10 protein-coding genes and 4 pseudogenes are annotated in these 20390 nt (G+C 72.7%); 4 read left to right on the top strand and 10 right to left on the bottom strand.

Features of this window, described 5'->3' with window-relative positions; translation table 11 throughout:
• Nucleotides 1-49: 49 nt before the first annotated feature.
• The 4 genes and pseudogenes from ACFVFS_RS20820 to ACFVFS_RS20805 all read right to left on the bottom strand — a co-directional run.
• Nucleotides 50-751: pseudogene (locus tag ACFVFS_RS20820) on the bottom strand (phospholipid scramblase-related protein); the annotation flags it as partial.
• A gap of 373 nt (nt 752-1124) precedes the next feature.
• Nucleotides 1125-1742 carry a hypothetical protein gene (locus ACFVFS_RS20815; RefSeq protein ID WP_380626072.1) on the bottom strand — a complete coding sequence of 206 codons (618 nt, stop codon included), beginning with the start codon at nt 1740-1742 and terminating at the stop codon, nt 1125-1127.
• Between the two features lie 286 nt (nt 1743-2028).
• A pseudogene (locus ACFVFS_RS20810) lies at nt 2029-2157 on the bottom strand (family 1 glycosylhydrolase); the annotation flags it as partial.
• A gap of 289 nt (nt 2158-2446) precedes the next feature.
• Complete coding sequence (locus tag ACFVFS_RS20805) at nt 2447-7024, bottom strand: DUF5979 domain-containing protein (RefSeq protein ID WP_380626071.1); 4578 nt, start codon at nt 7022-7024, stop codon at nt 2447-2449.
• A gap of 744 nt (nt 7025-7768) precedes the next feature.
• Between ACFVFS_RS20805 and ACFVFS_RS20800 the strand changes: the two genes are divergently transcribed.
• A complete protein-coding gene (locus ACFVFS_RS20800; protein WP_380626070.1) occupies nt 7769-8389 on the top strand; it encodes a hypothetical protein in 621 nt (206 codons plus the stop codon).
• A gap of 351 nt (nt 8390-8740) precedes the next feature.
• Here the strand turns inward: ACFVFS_RS20800 and ACFVFS_RS20795 are convergent.
• A pseudogene (locus tag ACFVFS_RS20795) lies at nt 8741-9525 on the bottom strand (glycoside hydrolase family 1 protein); the annotation flags it as partial.
• 438 nt (nt 9526-9963) lie between these two features.
• Here ACFVFS_RS20795 and ACFVFS_RS20790 point away from each other — a divergent pair.
• The gene (locus ACFVFS_RS20790) at nt 9964-11085 is read left to right on the top strand and encodes a DUF6615 family protein (protein WP_380626069.1); all 1122 of its coding nucleotides are present in this window, start codon (nt 9964-9966) and stop codon (nt 11083-11085) included.
• 338 nt (nt 11086-11423) lie between these two features.
• Here ACFVFS_RS20790 and ACFVFS_RS20785 read toward each other — a convergent pair whose 3' ends face one another.
• From ACFVFS_RS20785 to ACFVFS_RS20775, 3 genes are all read right to left on the bottom strand, one after another.
• Nucleotides 11424-12779, bottom strand: a complete 1356-nt coding sequence (locus ACFVFS_RS20785) for a GH1 family beta-glucosidase (RefSeq protein ID WP_380626068.1) — start codon at nt 12777-12779, stop codon at nt 11424-11426.
• A gap of 102 nt (nt 12780-12881) precedes the next feature.
• Nucleotides 12882-13631 (bottom strand): hypothetical protein, encoded by a 750-nt coding sequence (locus ACFVFS_RS20780; protein ID WP_380626067.1) that lies wholly within the window; start codon nt 13629-13631, stop codon nt 12882-12884.
• Between the two features lie 577 nt (nt 13632-14208).
• Nucleotides 14209-14490, bottom strand: coding sequence for a hypothetical protein (locus ACFVFS_RS20775; protein ID WP_380626066.1), 282 nt, complete (start codon nt 14488-14490; stop codon nt 14209-14211).
• Between the two features lie 1039 nt (nt 14491-15529).
• Here ACFVFS_RS20775 and ccsA point away from each other — a divergent pair.
• Together ccsA and ACFVFS_RS20765 are read left to right on the top strand one after the other, a co-directional pair.
• A pseudogene (ccsA, locus tag ACFVFS_RS20770) lies at nt 15530-16184 on the top strand (cytochrome c biogenesis protein CcsA).
• Nucleotides 16185-16286: 102 nt separating this feature from the next.
• On the top strand, nt 16287-16550 hold the full coding sequence (locus tag ACFVFS_RS20765) for a zf-TFIIB domain-containing protein (RefSeq protein ID WP_380626065.1): 264 nt from the start codon (nt 16287-16289) through the stop codon (nt 16548-16550).
• A gap of 339 nt (nt 16551-16889) precedes the next feature.
• Here ACFVFS_RS20765 and ACFVFS_RS20760 read toward each other — a convergent pair whose 3' ends face one another.
• Nucleotides 16890-18548 carry a PxKF domain-containing protein gene (locus ACFVFS_RS20760; RefSeq protein WP_380626064.1) on the bottom strand — a complete coding sequence of 553 codons (1659 nt, stop codon included), beginning with the start codon at nt 18546-18548 and terminating at the stop codon, nt 16890-16892.
• Nucleotides 18549-19071: 523 nt separating this feature from the next.
• Nucleotides 19072-20289: a TetR/AcrR family transcriptional regulator gene (locus ACFVFS_RS20755; RefSeq protein WP_380626063.1), complete on the bottom strand. Its 1218-nt coding sequence runs from the start codon at nt 20287-20289 to the stop codon at nt 19072-19074.
• Between the last annotated feature and the right edge of the window lie 101 nt (nt 20290-20390).

Below are 20390 nucleotides of genomic sequence, written 5' to 3'. Positions count from 1 at the left end.
GCCCCCGGCCGGGGGTGGGGCACGAACAACGAACGGGGTGCGGTCGCGGCTATCCGAGGCCGCGGGCGTCCTGCTTCAGCGCGGTGTCCACGGTCAGCGCGGTCGCCACGACGAGGCTGAGCAGCGGGTCGGCGAGCGGGCGGTGGATCTGGAGCACGTAGTTGTCGGCCGTGGTGAACATCGTCTTCGCCAGGCCTTCCCAGGTCTTGGTGATCCGGGCGATCTCGGCGTCCGCCTCGTCGACGATGGAGAAGTTCCAGGCCCGCCAGTTCTCGGCCTTGACGGCGCCGACCTTCCGCCCGCCGACCTCCAGCGCAAAGTTGATCTTCCCAATGGCGTTCTGCTGAACGATCTGGCCGACTTCCTGGCCGTTCGGAAGCTGCACGACCACCCGCGACTTGATGAACTTCGCCGGGCGGGTCAGCAGCAGCACCGGGCTGCCGTGCGCGTCACGGATCTCCAGCTTGTGGGTCAGATACTGATCGAGGGAGGTGAGCAGTCGTACCGCCTTGCGCAGACCGCTCTGGCCGACCTGGACCACCGAGCCCAGCGTGGCGCCCTGCTGGTCGAAGACGGCGTACTCGTTGGTCAGCTCGATCAGCTTGGCCTTCTGGTTCACCACAAGGACCGGCTCGGAGAACAGGGTGCCGCCGCCACCGGAGACCGGGCCGACACCCGCCTGCTGCTGTACCTGGCGCTGCACCTTGGCGGAGTCGCCGACCGGAGCGACCGGCTGCCCGGGGAAGCCGGGAGTGTTCGTGTTCTGGGACATGGCGGGCAGGCTAGGCTCAATCCTCCCCGGATAGCCAGATCATCAGACCGCCGCGGTTCGTCCACGGACCACCGGCTCCGCCCGTGACCTGCAGCTTCTGCGGCCGCGAGCGCCAGTCGCCCGCCACCCGACGGCGGCGGTATGACCGACGTCACACCCGGGACGCCGGATCGGGCCCGGTCGAGACAGAACGCCCTGCCGTCCTGCGCAGGCCGGCACGTCGTCAGCCCGGGGAGAACATCCGGGCACGGATGGCCAACAGTCAGGTGCACCTGCCCACACCGGTCATGTCCGTCCGACGGACTTCGTCGACGAGGCGGCCGCCCACCACGGGCCGGTGTGCCCGCCTCGCCTATTGCAGGATGTTGATCGCGCGGGCGATCACCAGGGCAGCGACGATGAGGGAGGCCGCGACCTCCACCATCATCAGCAGCTTCGCCCATCTCCTGACGGCGGAGACATCGGCCGGGCTGAACGCCGTGGCGGTCCAGAAGGCCAGCGACAGGTAGTCAGCGAACCTCGGCACCCAGTCGGCCGTCACGTAGGCCGAGTGCTGCATCTCGGGGAACACGAAGCTCGGGCTCGGCTGGAGCGGATGGGCGCGGGCAGCCGCGCCGCCTCGGTCGAGGTCCCAGTACCACAGCGCGAAGGCGATCACGTTCGTGGCCCAGGTCACTCCCCCGGTGGCCAGCAGACCGGTGGCGTTGTCGGCGAACAGCTTGTTGTCGGTCAGGATGTCCACCACCAGGTGGACACCCGCATAGAGGTTGGCCGCGGTGATGAAGCCGATCATGACATCGGTGACCACTCTGAGCCACCGCTTCTGCCGATCGATCCGCCCCGGGTCACCAAGGATCAGCGCCCCCAGCAGGGTGAGCATGACCACGGGAACCATCCATGCGGGGTCCAGCCGGTACGAGGCGGGCAGCGCCAGGTGGAGCATCGCGGCCGTGGCGATCGCCAGTGCCACCGGCCACCAGCGCTCGCCCCGCGCGGCGGCCCGATCGAGTGTCGCCGACGGTGAACCGACCGGCCCAGGGCTTGATCCCATGCCTCATTGTGCCGACGCCCGCCGCGTGGGCCTGGGACGGCACACCAACCCGGACGGGTGGACCAGGTGATCTTCACGGTCCTGCGGCCCCCTGCAAGCCGCTGAGCCATCGTTGCCGTGACGCGCGGCCACGGACGCCCCTGTCCACCGTGCCCCGCCTTCCGGGGCCGGACCGTCGCGTGCCACCACTGGCCCCGAGGTCCACCTACCGTACGCGGCGATTCCGGTGAGCGGCGATCAGGCCGCGGTACCAGGCGCAGGACGCCCTGGGGGTGCGGCGCTGGGTGGTGAAGTCGACGTGGACGAGGCCGAAGCGCTGGTGGTAGCCCTCGGCCCGCCGAACGGGCTGTCACCGTGGTCGCCTCGTCGCGAGCTCCGACCGACTTCGCCCGAAGTGAGCTCGGCAACGTCAGAACTGGTGCCTGGCAGGACGACTCCCCCACAGGCTCTCGGTGACGAACAGGCCCCGGGATGTCGTGTCCCCTCGTCTGCGCAGGTGGCGATGGATCCGACCGGGGCGAACCCGGCCCACTGCCCGCGTGCGACGGCCGGCGCGGTGGCGGCGAACGGCGGCGCCCGCCCCGGGGAGGGGGCGGGCGCCGTGGTCCACGGGTCGGCCGTCGTCAGCGGCGTCGCCTGCTGACGGTCAGGGCCAGGGCCGTTCCGGCGAGCAGGACCAGTGCCGCGTATCCGAGCATCGGCGCGATGCTCATGCCGGACTCCGCGAGTTCGTGGCCGGGGTGGGTCGGGGCGGGGTGGGTGGGGCCGGGCTGGGTGGGGCCGGGGTGGGTGGGGCCGGGGTGGCTAGGACCGGGGTGGGTCGGGCCAGGCTGGGTCGGACTGGGCGACGGAGACGTCGGAGACGCGGACGGGCTGGGCGTCGGTGACGGGCTCTGCGACGTCGAGGGGCTCGGCGACGCTGACGGGCTGGACGACGGTGACGGGCTCGGCGACGGGCTGGGGCTCGGCGAGGGCGAGGGCGAGGGGCTCGGCGACGCTGACGGGCTGGGCGACGGTGACGGCGACGGGCTCGGCGAGGGGCTCGGCGACGGCGAGGGACTGGGTGACGGGCTCGGCGACGCCGAAGGGCTGGGCGACGGGCTAGGCGACGGGCTGGGGCTGGCCACGTCCACCGCCACCTGGGCGGTGGCCCCGGGCGAGGTGGCGGTCGCACCGCCGGGCGCGTGGCCCGTGGCGGTCGCGGTGTTCTCGATCCGCTTCTCCCGCAGGTCGTCCCCGGTGACGGTGTAGGTGGCGCTGCAGGTCACCGTCCCGCCCGGGAGCAGTCGGGCGGTGTCGGCCGGCGGGCAGTCGGGGGTCGGCGCGGTGCCGTGGCCGTTGAACGCGGTTTCGGCCACGGTCACGTCGGTGAGAACGACGTTGCCGGTGTTGGTGACGGTGAAGGTGTAGTGGATGGTGTCGCCCGCCTGGTGGACGGTGGTCGGGGACGCGGTCTTGGCCACGGTCAGGGCCGGGTTGGCCTGGGCGGGGAGGACGGTGACGGTGGACTCGGCCTGCACGGGCCGGCCGCCGGGGTCGGTCGCGCTCGCGGTGGCGGTGTTGGTGATCGATCCGGCGGCGGCGTCGGCCGCGGTGACGGTGTAGGTGGCGGTGCAGGCGATGGCGACGCCCGGGGCGAGGGAGCCGGCCTCGGGCGGGCAGGTGACGGTGGGCGGGGTGCCGTGGCCGTCGAACGCGGTCTCCCGGACGTCGAGTCCGCTCAGGGTGACGTTGCCGGTGTTGGTGGCGAGGAACCGGTACGTCACCGTGGAGCCCTCCATCGGCGGCGTGTCGGCGGAATCCGCGGTCTTGGCCAGGGTGAGCCCGGCCACGGCGGGCGCGGTGACGGTGGCGTGGACCTCGGCGGAGACGGGGCTGTCGAAACCGGTGGGCGCGCGGCCGGTGGCGGTGGCGGCGTTGGTGATCGTGCCGGTGTCGATGTCGGCCTGGGTGGTGGTGTAGGTGGCGGTGCAGACCACGGAGTCACCCGGCGCCAGGGTGAGCGCGGCGGCCGGGCAGTCGACCGCCGGCGCGCCGCCGGAGCCGCTGAACGCGGTCTCGGTGATGTGCACCTCGGTGAGCGGGACGCCGCCGGTGTTGGTGACGGTGAAGGCGTAGGACAGCACGGTGCCCGCCCGGTCGACGGTGTCCGGGGTGACACCCTTGGCGAGCAGGATGCCGGGCGCGGTGACGGTGCGGACGGTCGCGGTGGCCTCGTTGCTCACCGGGTCGGGCCCGGTGGCCGCGGTGGCCGTCGCGGTGGCGGTGTTGGTGATCGATCCGGCGGTCACGTCCTGCGCGGTGACGGTGTAGGTGGCCGTGCAGGTGGTGGTGGCGGCGGGGGCGAGGTCGGTGCTCCGGCAGACGGGGACGGGCTTGGTGCCGCTGCCGGTGAAGACGCTCTCGTTGATCGTCGTGCCGGTGACCGGGACGGTGCCGGTGTTGGCCACCTCGTACGTGTAGGTGACGGTGTCCCCGGCGGTCGCGGTGACCCGGTCGACCTCCTTGGTGAGGCTCAGGTCGGCGTTGTCGCCCAGCGGGGTGGAGCTGATGACCTGATGGTCGGCCTGCGGCCCGAGGCTGTCGATGACGGAGGGGTTGATCACCGTCGGACCGGTGTAGTGCAGGCCCCCGGGCGGGGGCGGCGGCGGGTCCTCGGTGATGGTGCACTGCTGGCCGTCGTAGAAGGTGAGCGGCGCGGCGGTGGCGCCGCTCGCTCCGGCCGGGACGGTGACCGACCAGGTCTGCGGTGCCTGGGTGCCGCAGGTGACCGTTCCGGTGAAGGTGAGCGGGGCGGGCAGGCCGCCGGCGGGCAGGCCGGTGAGCTGCTTGACGACGGTGATGGTGGACGCCGTGTTGAAGACCTGGAGCGAGACGGTGCTCTCGTTCGAGGCGGGGATGGCGTCCAGGAACGCGTCGGGACCGGTGGAGGACCGGCCGGTCGCGGTGTTGGGGTAGGTGCCGGGGATCGGTCCGGCGGTGCCGGTGACGGTGATGGTGACGAAGTCCCGTCCGGCGCCGATCTGCGGGATGGTGGACGTCACGGTGCGGGTCACCGGGTCGAACACCACCGGACCGCACACCGAGGCGCCGGAGTTCGCCACGCAGCTCGCCGAGCCGTAGACGAAGGCGGTGGCCGGGGGCAGCGGGTCGGAGAACTCCACCGTCCTCGCCGTCTGCGGCGACCCGTTGGAGACCTTGATCGTGTAGGTGACGGCCTCTCCGGCCTGCACCGCGGCCGGCTCCACCGCCTTGTTGACCGCGATGTCCGCGCACGGAGCCGTCGCCGTGGTGCCGGCGGAGCTGTTTCCGGTGTTGACCAGCGTCGTCGGGACGAAGAAGTTCGCGTTGTTGCCGACGATCGTGGCGGTGTTCGGGCAGGCCGCCAGCGGGGTCGGGTCCGCCGGGTCGATGGTCACGACGACGACCAGCTTGGCGCCGGGCGGGAACGCGCCCAACTCACCGGAGTAGGCCGGCTGGCTGTCGCCGACCGTCCCGTCCTGGATGAACGACGGGCAGGTCGCGCCGCCGGTGCCGTCGCAGGAGACGATGTGCACGGCGTACGAGCGGAAGAGGGTCGTCGGCGAGCTGAGGTACTCCCGGATCGTGGACCCGTCCGCGGCATTCGGCCCCTTGTTCTCGTACGTGACCGTGTACGTGTTGGGCATGCCCGGCAGGATCACCGTGTTGGCCTGCGTCTTGGTGACGGAGATCTCCGTCTGCGGGCAGGGCTCGGGCGTCAGCCCGGTCGCGCTGGTGTAGGCCGTGCTGTCGCCGGTGTTGACCAGCGGCCTGGCGGTGAACAGTTGTGCGGTGTTGCCGATGATGTCGACCGTCGGATTCCTGCTGCACGTGGTGGGCGCGCCCGTCGGGTCGACCGTCATGACGACGGTCAGCGCGGCGCCGGGCGGGAACGCGCCCAGCTCGCCGGAGTAGACCATCGTGTTGTTGGTGGCCGTGGTGTCCTGGATGAACGACGGGCAGCTCACCCCGCCGGTGCCGTCGCAGGACACGATGTGCACGGCGTAGGAGGTGAAGATCCGCTGCGTCGACTCCAGGTAGTCGCGGATGGTCGAGCCGTCCGCCGCGTTCGGACCGTTGTTCCGGTAGGTGACCGTGTACGTGTTGGGCGTGCCCGGCAGGATCTGCGTGTTGCTCTGCGTCTTGGTGACGGAGATGTCCGTCTGCGGGCACTGGCTCGGGGTGAGGCCGGTGGCCGAGACGAACGCCTGGCTGGACAGGGTGTTGGTCACACCGTTCGGCGTGAAGAAGTTGGCGGTGTTGCCGACGATGTCGGCGGTCGGCGCCGACGAGCACTCCGGCTCCGGACCGGACGGGTCCACCGTCATCACCACCGTCAGCGTCGCACCCGGCGGGAACGCCCCGGCCGGACCGGAGAAGATCACGGTGTTGTTGGTGGCCGTGGTGTCCATGATGAACGACGGGCAGCTCGCACCGCCGGTGCCGTCGCAGGACACGATGTGTACGGCGTACGACGTGTAGAGCGACCTCGACGCGCTCATGTAGTCGCGGATCGTCGCACCGTCCGCCCAGCCGCTGCCCTCGTTGCTGAAGGTCACCGTGTAGGTGTTCGGCTGGCCCGGCAGGATCGTGGTCGACGACTGGGACTTGGTGACCCGCAGGCTCATCTGGTTGCTGACCGTCGTGCTGACCGAGCTGTCGTTGGAGCTCGGGTCCGTGTCCGTGGCCCCCGGCGGCGGGTCGATGTGGGAGGACGCCGTCACCGACGATGACGAGGGAGCGCCGAAGCGGCCGGTCACGGTCAACGTCAGCACCCCGAGGTGCGGCAGGGTCACCGCCGTGCCCGAGATCTGACTGTCCGACACGGTCAGCGAGGCGGGGCAGGCGGCGCCGGCGGCGGCCGAGCAGGTCGCCGCCACGTTCGTCGCGCCGGCCGGCAGCGTCACGGTGAACGGCGCTCCGTCGGCCGCGGTCAGCGCGTTGTTGCTCATGGTCACCGTGTAGGTGAACCCCTGGCCCGCTGACCCGCTGGTCGGCCCGGCGACGTTGGTCGTCACGTCGACCTCCACGGCCCGCTTCGCCCGCGGTGCCATCGGCGCGGGCGACGTGGGCGACGCCGTCCGGGCGGCGGCGGGCGTCCGGTCGGCCGGGCCCGGATCGGCCACGACCACCGGCGACACGGCGAGCACCACCGCCCCCCAGGCCAGCAGTGCGGCCACGAAGGACGCGCACCGCCTCCGCCGGTATCCCGACCACGTCCGAACCATGGCGATCCAGCCCTCCGTGCCGGCCGATCGGACCGGGCGGCCCCTGGAACGTCGATCGGTCGATGAGTACAGAACGCCCCCACGTTCACCCGCCGACGCGGACACGCCCGGCAGGCAGGCACGGACAAGCCGGGGAATCAGTCATATGAACTACCTGGAAGCCGGGACCGCCCCCCGGATGGCGGAATCCGACCACGACCGGATCACCACACCCGTCACCCGGACCTCCTTGAACGCACCGCCGAACTCGACTTCCCGAAGATCGGGCCGCACGACCTGCGCCACGCCACCCTCACGACCACGATCAACCTCTGCGGCCACCTCTTCAAGGACTCCGCCGACCAGGCCGTCAACGCCCTCGCCCCGAGCGCTCGACCAAGCCCAGGCAGGCCGGCTCCGAGCTGTCCCCCGTGGCGACGACGACCTGCCACTGGCGGCGTAGCTGCTCGGTCGATCAGTCGGTCGCCCGACCTGCCGTGCTGGGTCGAAAGTACCCCATCGGCCTCTCTCCCCGGTTTGCCGCAATCAGCCCGGGGCGGGCGCACCCGGAGCGGCCCGGCCGACGCGCGGCGCACGCCGGGTACCGGTACGGGGACCGAGGGCACAGGTCCCGGAAAAGTCCGGACGCCGCGCGGGGAGGGTGGGCTAGCCTGCCATGGGCAGTTCCGGACTATTCGACGGAGCATCATGTTGCGTGTGAGCCAAGGCCGTTGCTCGATCCTCACACTCGGGGCACTGGCCCTCGCACTGCTCGGCACGGCCGGCTGCGGCGGCGGCTCCGCGCCGACCGCGGCGCCCCCGGCCCCGCCCCCGGAGGCCACCGACGGCCCGGGGGACTACCGGCCGCCGCGGGACGTGTGCGGCGTCGTGGACTTCTCCCCGCTGACCCCCGTGCTCGGCCTGTTCAGCAGCACCCCGGAGAACACCCTCACGGGCGCCGACCCCAAGGTCTCCAGCGGCGCCCAGTGCCGGCAGTACCTGGGCGGCACCGGGGTGTTCGCGCGCTCGGTCGTACACTGCAGCGCCTGGTCGGACGTGGCCAAGGCGATCAAGATGCACGAGTACGCGCGCGAGACCGCCGCCAAAGACGCGGTGGGCGGCGTCACCGACGTCCCCGGCCTCGGGCGGCAGGCGTTCCGGTACCGGGCCCCGGACAGCATCCCCTGGCGCACCGACCTGCGGCTCACCGTCCGGGACAGCAACCTCGACTGCGAGCTGAAGGCCCAGACCGACCAGGTCCTCACCCCGGACCAGACCGCCACCGCCTACCAGGCCCTCGCCGAGATCGTCCGCACCGCCGCCCCCCGCCTGCGCTGACCATCGCCCGGGCGGTCCGGCCGTCGGGTCAGACGGGCCGGGACGGCCGGCCGCCTCTGGCCCGGCCCGGCCCGGTCGACGCGCCGCAGACGATCCGCCGCCACTCCCCGCGTAAGCCCCGGCCTCGTGGCGCTCGGACGCCGGCCGCCCAGGTAGTCGTTGCGCAGCCGGGGCTCGCTCGCGCTTGCGGACCGCTCCACACGGGTGGCGTGACGGGCCGTCGGCCCGATTGTCGTTTGGAGCGACCGGAATCTTCTCCTATTGTCCTGCCTTGTCGGACGGCTGGAAGCCAACCCGGTTCCGGTCGGGCGATGCCGATCTACGGCGCCCAGTCCGAGAGGTCCTCTCGGACTACCGCCCATGCCGAGCCCGGTGGGCGGCGATCAGGTCGCGGTACCAGCTGTAGGAGATCTTCGGGGTACGGCGCTGGGTCTCGAAGTCGACGTGGACGAGGCCGAAGCGCTCGTGGTAGCCCTCTGCCCACTCCAGGTTATCGATCAGTGACCAAGTGTAGTAGCCGCGGACGTCGATGCCCTGGGTGGTGGCGGTGGCGAGGGCGTCGAGGTGGGTGGCGAGGTAGGTGATGCGGGCGGGGTCGTCGAGGGGTTCGGGGGTGGAGCAGCCGTTCTCGGTGATGGTGAGGGGTGGGAGGGCGGTGCCGTAGGTGTCCTTCAGGCCGAGGAGGAGTTCGGGGAGGGCTTCGGGGACGACGGGCCAGCCGAAGGTGGTGTGGGGGACATCGGGGATGTCGACGAGGTCGGTGGGGAGGGCGGGGTCGGTGGGGACGGCGACGCGGGTGGGGTTGTAGAAGTTGACGCCGAGGCCGGGGGTGTGGATGAGGTCGAGGTCGCCGGGGTGGACGGCGCCGTAGATGTCGTCGGGGACGCCGAGGGCGGTGAGGTCGGGGTAGCGACCGAGGAGGAGGGGGTCGGTGAACAGGCGGTTGTGGAGGGTGTCGTAGGCGTGGGCGGCGGCGAGGTCGGCGGGGGTCGGGGTGGCCGGGTGGACGGGGGTGAGGTTGTTGGAGCGTGGGCGAGGAGTTGGTGGTGGGCGGCCGGAAGGGCCTCGAACATCAGGGTGCGGCCGGGGGCGTGGATGCCGAGGGCGTAGCCGAAGACGGTGTGGACGAAGGGCTGTCTCCCATTCCTCGCAGCACGTCATCCGGGATCTCGCGGAGCCTCCTGGTGAGACTGGCGACCGCGTTCGCCCTGTACGCCTGGACGACACGGCTGCCGTCGCCGTCACGGAAGACCAGGCCGTATTCCTTCTCATCGAAGGCGGGCTATGACCGGAGCGCACGTGTCGGCCGAGTTGAGGCCGCCCGGACACGCCCCAGCAGCGGATCAAGGCCGGCACTGGGCACTTCAGCGAACCGGCCTCGTCCGTCCCGGGGGTGCAGGCGTTCTTGGAAGGGCTGCGTCCTCGTACGACGTCGCAACCGGACGGTCCTGGCGGTGACGGGCACGTGCTCCCCTCCGGTCTCGGTGGAGGGGCAAGAATCTCGATCAACGTGCTTACCGTCAGCTCCAGCACCTACCGTTGTCCCATTGATGCGGCGGCTGAGGAGCGCGAGCGTGAACTGTCCATGCGGTTGGAAGCTCAGCCCGGAGTACAACTACTGTCCGGGCTGTTCCCTGCCGCTCAACCCGGCCATCAGCGTGGAGGATCTGCCCGGCAGTGTGGTGGGACAGTCGTTGTGCCACACATTCCGGGCACTGTCGGCGCGGACGTTCGAGCTCCAGGCCTACGACCACTTCGACGGTGGGCGCCTGGTCCCCCACGAGGACGATCTCACCCGCCGGAATCTGACCGATCTGACCCGCCTTCATGAAGATCAGATTCATTCTCACCGCTTCGTAGCGATGGAGGAGGCACGGAACGGATCGGACTGGGAGTGGTGGCTGCACTCAGGGGACTTCGGGATCGGGCTGCGGGTGCAGGCGAAGCGCGCCAGCCGCGGAGGGGGGTTCAAGTTCGACGCGCCCGCCGGCACCACCGGCCGCACTCAGTGCGACGCGCTGATCCAGACCGCTGACGAGGAGAGCATGATCCCGGTCTACGTTCTCTACAACCACAGGAACTGGGTGCCCCTCCCGGGGCTTGGGATCGGCAGTTGCATGCACGGACCTGGGCAGCAAGCTCATCTGGGCTGCACGATCGTGTCCGCGCGGATCGTGCAAGCCCGACTCGACCACGGTAAGAAGGGCTACGCCCCCGTGCGGAACCAGAGCGTTCCGTGGCACAGGCTGTTCTGCGAAGGACAGATGGACAGCCTGCAGGGCCTGGATGCGGTGGCGTACAGGTTCAGGCGGATGGACATGGACGGCGCGGACGCTGTACGGCTGGCGGATGAAGCTGCCGCCGAGTGGGAGGCGAGGGCCAGAGCCGCTGAATCCGGACCCGAAACGGGAACCTTGGGCAGCCTCCCTGACATGGACTACGCGACGCACCCCCGGGAGCCGCTGCTGTACGAGACCGAGTCCGGCGCACCGTTCGATGAGGACCCGTCGTCCGGGCGGTGGCCGTTCACCGACGTGATGGCGGACGAGTTCCGCGACGCTGACGCTCCGCGACGGTACCGCCTACCGGACTACGTGAAGGATCTGATCGCAGGCCGGGAGATCGAGCAGCCGGACGAACGGGTCAGCTGGGTAGTCGCCCTGGATGTGGGCGAAGGTCAGGGCAAGTCTTCCTGAGCTGCTTCGTCGCGGAGCTGCAGTGGGGCGGCCTGACCAAAGGGCTGGGTGAGGACTCGGCGGGCGGCTTCCTTGCGGTCAACTGGTGGCGGCCCGGCTGGCCGGACCGTCGTCTGCCCCACCTCCACGTCGAAGGACACGCGGAGAACTACCAGCCGAAACCCACCCCCGAGGCACCCCGCTCCCTGGCGGCGGTCCGGTAGTGGCAGCGGCGGACCGCGGGCGCCCCACGACGCCCGCGGTCGGCCGTCGCGGAACGGACGACCATCGCCGACGATCGTGACGGAGCTCGACGTGGAGCCACTCATCCGACCCGACCCGGTGACTTCAGGGGCAAGTCACACCGACTCCTCCTTCGTCCACCGCGCCCGGTGGGCGGCGATCAGGTCGCGGTACCAGGCGTAGGAGGCCCTGGGGGTGCGGCGCTGGGTGTCGAAGTCGACGTGGACGAGGCCGAAGCGTTGGTGGTAGCCCTCGGCCCATTCGAAGTTGTCTAGGAGGGACCAGGTGTAGTAGCCGCGGATGTCGACGCCTTCGGCTATGGCGGCGGCGAGGGCGTCGAGGTGGGTGGCGAGGTAGTCGATGCGGGGGCGGTCGGGGGTGGTGGTGGCGTCGACGGAGCAGCCGTTTTCGGTGATGGTGATCGGCGGAAGGGCGGGGCCGTACAACTTCTCTAGGTCGACGAGGAGTTGGCGCAGGCTGTCGGGGACGACGGGCCAGCCGAAGGCGGTGTGGGCGGGGGCCTCGGGGATGTCGAGGAGGGTGAAGGGGAGGACCGGGTCGGTGGGGGCGCCGATGCGGGTGGGGTTGTAGTAGTTGACGCCGAAGGCGTCGAGGCCGGGGGCGTGGATGAGGTCGAGGTCGCCGGGGCGGACGGCGCCGAAGATGTCGTCGGGGACGCCGAGGGCGGAGAGGTCGGGGTAGCGGCCGAGCAGGAGGGGGTCGGTGAAGAGGCGGTTGTGGAGGGCGTCGTAGGCCTCGGCGGCGGCCACGTCGGCGGGCGAGGGCGAGGCCGGCTCGACCGGGGTGAGGTTGTTGGAGAGCATCACCTCCAGGCCTCGGTCGTGGAGGACCGAGGCGGCCAGGCCGTGGGCGAGGAGTTGGTGATGGGCGGCCGGCAGGGCGTCGAACATCAGGGCGCGACCGGGGGCGTGGATGCCCATCGCGTAGCCGTAGACGGTGTGGACGAAGGGCTCGTTGAGGGTGATCCACATCGGGATGCGGTCGCCGAGGCGGTCGGCGACGATCCCGGTGTACTCGGCGAAGCGGTACGCGGTGTCGCGGTCGAGCCAGCCGCCGCCGTCCTCCAGGGCTTGCGGGAGGTCCCAGTGGAAGAGGGTGGGGAGCGGGGTGATGCCGGCGGCGAGGAGGGCGTCGACGAGGCGGTCGTAGAAGGCGAGGCCGGCGGGGTTGGCGGCGCCCGCGCCGGTGGGCTGGACGCGGGGCCAGGCGATGGAGAAGCGGTAGCCGTCCAGGTCCAGGCCGCGCATCAGGGCGATGTCCTCGGGATAGCGGTGGTAGTGGTCGCAGGCCACCGCGCCGGTGTGACCGTCGCGGACGGCCCCGGGCCGGGCGACGAAGGTGTCCCAGACGGAGGGGCCGCGGCCGTCCTCGTCGACGGCGCCCTCGATCTGGTAGGCGGCGGTGGCGACACCCCAGCGGAACCCCGCCGGCAGGTCGAAGCGGTCCGGCATGGCAGCCTCCTGGAAGGAACATGAGGAAGGCTCATGTTACTGGCGCCACGCCGAAACGCCAGAGGCTGCGGGCCGTCACGGCGGAGGACCGCCGACGTTCCGTCAGCCTCCCGTGCCCACCGCGGCGAAGGGCTCGGAGCTCAGGCCGAGCAGCCCTCCGAAGGGGGAGTTCAAGGCGTAGATGAAGACGACCATGAAGGCGATGAGGCTGGTGAACCCCAGGCCCAGGACCAGATGGGTGCGGGTGCGCCGGATTCCGAAGAGGAACATCAGCCCCAGGGTGAGCGCACCGCCGGCGAGCAGGCCGAACCACATCACGCCCGACATGCCCCCGCCCCCGTCCGCCTCGCGCCCCTGGCGCGCCTGATAGGCCACGGAGATCTGCCCGAACGCCAGCTGGTCCACCTGCTGTTGCGCGTTGGTGGTGGGCTCGAAGGACGTCCACGCGTTCTGCACGTCGTGCAGAAGCGTCCAGCCGCGCGGGCCCAGCGGCTTGCCCTGCTCCATCAGGGGCCACTCCTCGTTCTGGACGTAGGCGGCGTAGGTGACCGCCGCCGCGCGAGCCCGCTGGGCGGCGTCGGGCGGGAGGCCGTCGGCGAGCAGATACGTCTGGTGCAGCGCCCCCGCCTCGGCGCTGATGTTGGTGTCGGCGCCGTCCTTGGCCTCCCACACCGAAACCAGCGCGACACCCAGCACCAGGGCGTACAGCACCCCGACCATCATCGTCAGGTACTCGGCCGTGTCGTCTTCGCCCACCTCTTCCGTCGGCGCCGACCGTTTGGCCCGACGACTGTTGAGCAGGGCCGCGCCTCCGGCGATGACGATGAATCCGGCGACGATGCCGATCACCACGATTACTTGTTCCATGGCGCCCCTGGGCTTCGGTCGGGTCGGCGGCGCGCCCTGCGGCGGCGTCGCGCGATGGCTGCGGCGGCGGTCGCGGGAACGAACAGGACCAGGAAGAACATGAGGAGGAAGGTGTGCGGCAGGGCTGCCGTGTTGTTGCTGAAGCGGCCGGAGTGCAGGAGGGGTGACCCCGCGTGGCCTCCCCCGCCACCCGCTCCGGGGCTGCGGGAGGGTGTCGGGGACGCGGCGCTGGAGGCACTGGAGGCACTGGAGGCGCCGGGGGCACTCGGTGAGGCCTGGGCGGGCCTACGCCCGGTGCCGCCCGGCACGCCGGCACCGGGAGCCGCGGGTGCAGGTGCCCCCGCTGCGGGAGCTACGGGAGCCGCGGGAGCTACGGGAGCCGCGGGCGCTACGGGAGCCGCGGGCGCTACGGGAGCCGCAGGGGCGGGTGCCCCTGCGGCGGGAGCCGCGGGAGCCGCAGGAGCGGGTGCCACTGCGGCAGGAGCTCCCGCTGCGGGTGCGGGTGCGGGCACCACTGCCGCAGGGGCGCCCGCTACGGGCGCGGGCGCCACGGGTGCGGCTGCTACGGCCGCGGCTGCTGCGCCCGCCGGAGCCGCGACCGGGGCGGCTCCGGGCGCAGGAGGAACAGCCCCGGGCGCGGGAGGAACAGCCGGGGGCGCACCAGCCGCAGGGCCACCAGGCGCAGGAGCACCAACCGCGCGCGCCCCCGCCGCAGGAGCGATGGCCCCGGCTGCTCCGGGTGCGGGAGCACCGGGCGCGGCTGCTCCGGGTGCGGGAGCACCGGGCGCGGGTGCTCCCGGCGCAGCAGCACCAGGCGCGGGTGCTCCCGGCGCGGGGACCCCACCCGCAGGACCACCAACCGCAGGTGCTCCGGGCACAGGAACCCCCAATGCGGGAGCCCCGCCCACGGGAACGGCAGCGGCCGGAACGCTGGCCGCAGGTGCTCCACCCGCCGGGGCTCCGACTCCAGGAGCAGCAGGCACCCCCGCCCCGCCCGGGGGAACCCCGGGTACGCACGCGGGGGCGCCAGGCGCTGCCGGAGCCGGCACCGCCGCCGCCGTCACCGTCGCCGTCGCCCCGGCTCCCGCCGGAGCCGGTGCCCCCACCGCGGGTGCCCCCGCACCAGCCGCTCCCCCGCCCGGGGGCGGCACCGGTCCCGCCCCCACGCCGATGTACCCCGAGTGCGCCGTACGAGTGATGGCGCGGTGGCCGTAGGCCAACACCCCTTGGGCGGTGGCCAGTCCGTCCTGTGCACCGGGCAGGGCCCGCAGCGTCGACGTGCAGACAACCGTGGTGATCGGGGGGAGTTCGGGGATGTACCCGTCCCCGCGTCCCGGGCAGCGGGGTTCGGCCCCGGCGAGGGTGTCGGTGATCCGCAGGTCGATCACCGGGGCCTCGCCGTCGTTGCGGAGCCGGTAGCTCACCCGCACCTCGTCGCCGGTCCTCACCTCGGGGGTGCCCGGCCGGCCGTCGACCGTCACCGACAGCAGCAACCCCCCGGCCCCCGGCCCGCCGTAGGGGAGGCTGGCGGCCAGGTTGCCCAGGGGCAGATCGGCGACCGCGCCGGCCAGCACCAGGCCGGCGGCAGCCGCGCAGAAGGACAGTCTCCAGCCAGGCATATGGTCTAGTTATCGCCCGGAGGACGGCCCAAGCCCCTCCGACACACCTGCCGAGGGGTATTCACCCGCGCCGATCACACCGACGGGGGAACGGCAGCGCCCTCAGGGACCGCGGGCGATCGAACCTGCGCGAACGGAAGCAGCGGCGCCCGGCCACCCCCTCCCCCCGCCGCGTAAAGGCGTGCGAGACTCCCTGGAACCTGGAACTTCTAAGTAGATTAGAAGAACATCGCGGCCCCGCCGCACGACCGATCCGGAGCACCCGTGGAATCCGTCAGCGTCCTCGCGGATGCCAGTGACAAGCTCGTGTACTGCGCCATCGCGGTCTACCTGCTCGCGTTCGTCGCGAGCTGTCTGGAGTGGGCGTTCAACGCCGGCGGTCCCGTCCGCCGGTTCGAGCCGGCCGTGGCACGCGAGCCGGCCGTCGCGGCGCAACCCGGGGCCGCGAGCCGGGTGCGGGTGATGGCCCGGGGGCGGCCGGCGGACCTCCCGGTGGCGGCTCCGCCACCCGTGGGGCCGGTCGGCGGCGGCGAGCGGGCCGAACTCCTGGGCCGCGTCGGGGTCGCCCTCACCGTCCTCGCCTTCCTCCTGAACACGGGCTCCATCGCGACGCGGGCGCTGGACACCGGGCGAGCGCCGTGGGGGAACATGTTCGAGTTCTCCACCGCCTTCGGCTGGGCCGTCGGGCGATCTGGGCCGAGGCCGCCTGGGGCCGGTACTGGGGCTGGGACCCGAAGGAGACCTGGGCCTCCATCACCTGGGCCGCCTGCGCCGCCCACCTCCACGCGCGGTCCACGGCCCCGGCTGGAAGGGACGGCGGGCCGCCGTGGTCTCCCTGGTCGCGTTCGGCTGCTTCGTCTTCAACTACTACGGCGTCAACATCTTCGTCACCGGGCTCCACAACTACAGCGGCGTGTGATCCCCCTGCCCGGGCGCCCCTGCCCGGCCGCCGCTCACCGGGCCCACCCGCACCACGAGGCCCCGTCCCCGTCCCCGTCCCCGTCCCTGAGGGAGCATCGACATGACCTACCCGCCTCCGGCCTCCGGACCGTCGTTCCGCCCGATGTCCTGCCCGCGTTGCGAGGGCCCCATGGCCGCCTTCCAGCGGGCGGGCATCCCGGTGCAGTACTGCCAACAGTGCGGTGGGGTCTTCCTCGACGTCTCGGCCCTCGACCGGATCGTCGCCGCCGAACTCCGCGCCGCGCCCTCGGCCCCCGGCTACCGGCTGACCCACCACGCGCCGCACGGGCCCGCCCCCACCGGCCCCCGCCCACCCGGGTTCTGACACCGCCGACGCGTGGCCCGCTACCTCCGGGGCCGGTGCAACCGACCCCGGCGGCTCGCGCTCAGGCAGTCGGCCTGCCGCGACAATCACCGCGCCCCGGCTCCCGCCGTCGGCGGAGGACACCTTCGCGTCGGTGGACAGGGACGCGGACGGGGACGCGTCGGCGGACACGTCGGTCGCGGCCGGCGTCCTGCGCACGGTTCCGGCCCTCGCCCGACGGCGCTTCCGCCGCACCTGATCAGCCCTCACACATGCCTTGGACAAAGCCGCCTTGGCACACGGCCTCCCATCGACGCCCGTGCGGGCACCGGCGGGAGGCCGAAGCGCCGTTCCGGCCGGTCAGTTGAAGCGGAACAGGGCGGTGCGGGTGGTGCCGTCGTCCAGGCCCAGGGTGAACACCCGGCAGGTCCCGGCGTAGGAGGCCGAGGTCTTCCACACGTAGGTGTAGACGCCGGTCGCCGGGTCGTACCGCAGTGCGCTGTTCCCCGCCGTCACGGTGGGCGCGGGCGGGTCGAGCGGCGCCCCGGTGGTGCAGTCGACCTCCCGCGCGGTCGGATAGCCGCGGGCGATGACGTCCGGACCGCGGTCACCGCCCAGGGAGAACTTCATCGGGAACGCCCGCCCGGCGTGTCCCCGGTTGACGGCGGGCGGATCTGCGACCGGCGGCAGGAAGCCGCTGAAGGGGTACTCGTAGGTGTACCGGGCCGCACCGGTGAGGGCGCTGCGGCCGGCCGGGGTGGCCACCGTGACGTCCACGGTGCCGGCGGCCCCCGCCGGAACGGTCGCCCTGACGGTGAAGTCGTCGACGACGGTGACGCCGGTCGCCGGAGCGGTGCCGAACAGGACCGTCCGGGTGCCGGCCAGGTGGGTCCCGGTGATCGTGACGGTGCCGCCGCCCGCCTCGGGGCCGTGCCCGGCGCGCACCCCGGTGACGGCGGGCGCGACGGTGGCCGTGGCCAGGCCGTACGGGTTCTTCCCGGTGGCGGCGGTGGCGGTGACGGTGTTGGTGGCGGTGTCGATCACCGACACCGTGTTGGCGCGGCCGTTGGCGACGTAGGCCGCGCCGCCCGCCGGGTCGGCCAGCACGCCGATGGGCGTGGCGCCGACGTCGACGGTGGCGCTGACGGTGCCGCTCGCGGTGTCGATCACCGACACCGAGTTGGCGTTCTGGTTCGACACGTAGGCGCGGGCGCCGTCCGGGGTGATCGACACGCTCCCGGGGCCGGACCCGACGGCGATGTTGCCGGTGATCGTATTGGTGGCGGTGTCGATGACGGACACGTTGCCGCTGTTGTAGTTCGCGGTGTAGGCGCGGCTGCCGTCGGGGGCGACCGCGACGGCGGCCGGGCTGCGGACGTCGGGGCCGGCGATGGAGGCGGCCAGGGTGTTGGTGGCCGTGTCGATCACCGAGACGGAGTTGCCGATGAGGTTGGCGACGTAGGCGCGCGACCCGTCGGGCGTCAGCGCGATGCCGAAGGGCTGGGCGCCGACCAGGACCGTCGTGGTGACCGTCCGGGTGGCGGTGTCGATGACGTCCACCCCGCCGGTGCCCGGGTTGACGTAGTGCCCGACGTAGGCGCGCGAGCCGTCCGGGGAGAACGCCACCGGGCCGGGCAGCCGGCCGACCGGGATGGTCGCGGCGACCGCGTTGGCGGCGGTGTCGATCACCGACACCGTGTTGCTGCCGTCGTTGACGACGTAGGCCTGGGTGCCGTCCGGCGAGACGGCCACCCCCTCGGGGGCGGTGCCGACCGGAATGGTCGCCACCACCGAGTTGGTCGACGGGTCGTAGGCCGTCACCGAGTTGCCGCGCAGGTTGGCGACGTAGACCAGCCGGTGCGCGGGACTCCCGGCCTCGGCCTGCGCCGACGGCACGGGCACGAGCACGCCCAGGGCCGCGAGCGCGCCGGCCACCGAGGCGGCCAACGCCCGGGGCCGCGACCTCCGGTGACGCCCCGCCCTCGCGGGTGCGTCCGGTCCGTTGTGGACCACTGTCATGCGACTCCACCTCTCCGCGTGACACACCGGCCGGCGGCCCGTCCCGCGCGAGAGGCCGCCGCGCGCCGATCGGCGTGCGCATCAGTCCGTCGATGAACCGGGCGGCCGCCCGGCCGCCCCGGGAAGCTTGACCGCCAGGACGGAGCCGCACCAGGGCGCGCGAAAGCGAGGGCGTGCGCTGGGCGCGCGCCCCCTCCCGGCGGAGCGCGGCCGGTCGTTCAGGCCCCGCGGAGGTCCGGGGCCGGCGCCCCTCGGACGTTCTGGGCCGGTGCGGCCCGGAGCGCGGGTGGTGCCTGCGGTACTCGCGCGGGCCGACGCCCTTCCGGCGGCGGAAGGCCCGGGAGTAGCTGGAGACCTCGATGCAGCCGAGCTGCCGGGCGATCCGGTCGACGGGCGGGCCGGCGGTCATCTGCGGTTCCTCGGCCAGGTGCTCGCGGACCTCGGCGAGCAACGCACGGCACGAGCTGCCCTCCGCGGCGAGCCGGGTGACCAGAACGCGCCCGGACCCGGCCGTGCCGCCGGGTCAGCGCGCGAGCGCCTCGCCCGCCGCGTAGCCGCGCGCGTGCAGCGGGAGCGCGCTCTCCACGAGGGGTTCCAGCTCGACCTCCTCCGGCTCGTAGAGCGAGGCGATCACGGCGCCCAGCGCGACCGCCACGATCCACTGCGCGGCGGTCCGCGCCTCGCCCTCCGGCACCCCCTGAACCTCCTTCAGGTCCTGTTCGGCGCCGGAGAGGCCCTCCTCCAGCAGCGCGGCCATGTGGCGGTGCGCCGGGTGGGAGGGCGCGATGGCCTCGCACATGAGCACGATCTCGGCGGCGGCCTGCCAGCGGGGGCGGTCGAAGGCCGCGCGCAGCCGGCCGCCGGGGCCGGTCCAGTGCGGCGCCGGGACGGCCAGTTCCGCCAGCACCAGCTCCAGGAGCGCGCCCTTGGTGGGCGCGAGGTGCACCAGCGCGGCCTTGGTCAGGCCCGCGTCGTCGGCGACGGCCTGCATGGAGGTCCCGGAGTAGCCGTGGCGCGCGTACAGCACGCACGCGCTGTACAGGGCCCGCTCGCGCGGCGTGCGCTCCGGCGCGGCGTCGGCCGCCGGGCCGGGCTCCGCCGTCGACACGCCCGTCGACACGCCCGTCGACACGCCCGTCCGCGCCCCCCGTGCGGGGGGCGCCGGTGGGATCCCGTGGGTCCGCACGTCCTCCTCGTACGCGGCGAGCCGGGCTGGGATGTCGATCCGGCCGGGAAAGTACAGCGAGAGGATCTGCAGGCCCTCCCAGCCGGCCACCAGCCGCTGGACGGCCAGCTTCACGGCGCGCTCGTCGCCGCCCAGGGCGCCGTACTCCCGGACACCGATCGCGGTGGCCTCGCGCCTGCGGGACCGCATGAGGGCGCGGCCGGGGTGCTCGGGGCTGGTCGCCTCGCCCAGGAGGGCGGTGAACAGCGGGATCCAACCGGGCGTGGCCTCGTTGTGCCGGGCCGTCTCGGCCGCGGGGGCGGGCCGGTACTCGCCGTCCGGACCGGTCGTCCGGTCCAGGTAGCGGCGGTCGAGGCGGTCGACGAGCGCGGTGAGGATCTCCGCCTTCGAGGAGAAGTGGCGCAGCAGCGCCGGGTGGGAGATCCCCGCGGCGCCCGCGATGGCGCGCAGCGAGGTGGCGCGGTAGCCGGTGTCGATGAACAGCTCGTGGGAGGCGTCGAGGACGCGTTCGACGGTCTCTCGTCCGGTCCGGTAGCTTCCCCGCTTCATCCCCATCGCTCCAGTATCCCCGCCCTGCGAACTCTTCCCAAACGTTACCACCATGGTGGTAACTTACGGCTGGCGTGAACGTGAACGACGAGCGGCGCTCGTCGAGC

Source organism: Kitasatospora sp. NPDC057692, from assembly GCF_042799475.1.
Taxonomy (GTDB): Bacteria; Actinomycetota; Actinomycetes; order Streptomycetales; family Streptomycetaceae; genus Kitasatospora.
This window is presented reverse-complemented; position numbering and strand designations above follow the sequence as displayed.

Bases quoted from the DNA above. Each gene is read 5' to 3' on its own strand.
- ACFVFS_RS20785 (WP_380626068.1), bottom strand. From the start codon at position 12,779: ATGCCGGACCGCTTCGACCTGCCGGCGGGGTTCCGCTGGGGTGTCGCC.
- ACFVFS_RS20760 (WP_380626064.1), bottom strand. From the start codon at position 18,548: ATGACAGTGGTCCACAACGGACCGGACGCACCCGCGAGGGCGGGGCGT.
- ACFVFS_RS20755 (WP_380626063.1), bottom strand. From the start codon at position 20,289: ATGGGGATGAAGCGGGGAAGCTACCGGACCGGACGAGAGACCGTCGAA.
- ACFVFS_RS20765 (WP_380626065.1), top strand. From the start codon at position 16,287: ATGACCTACCCGCCTCCGGCCTCCGGACCGTCGTTCCGCCCGATGTCC.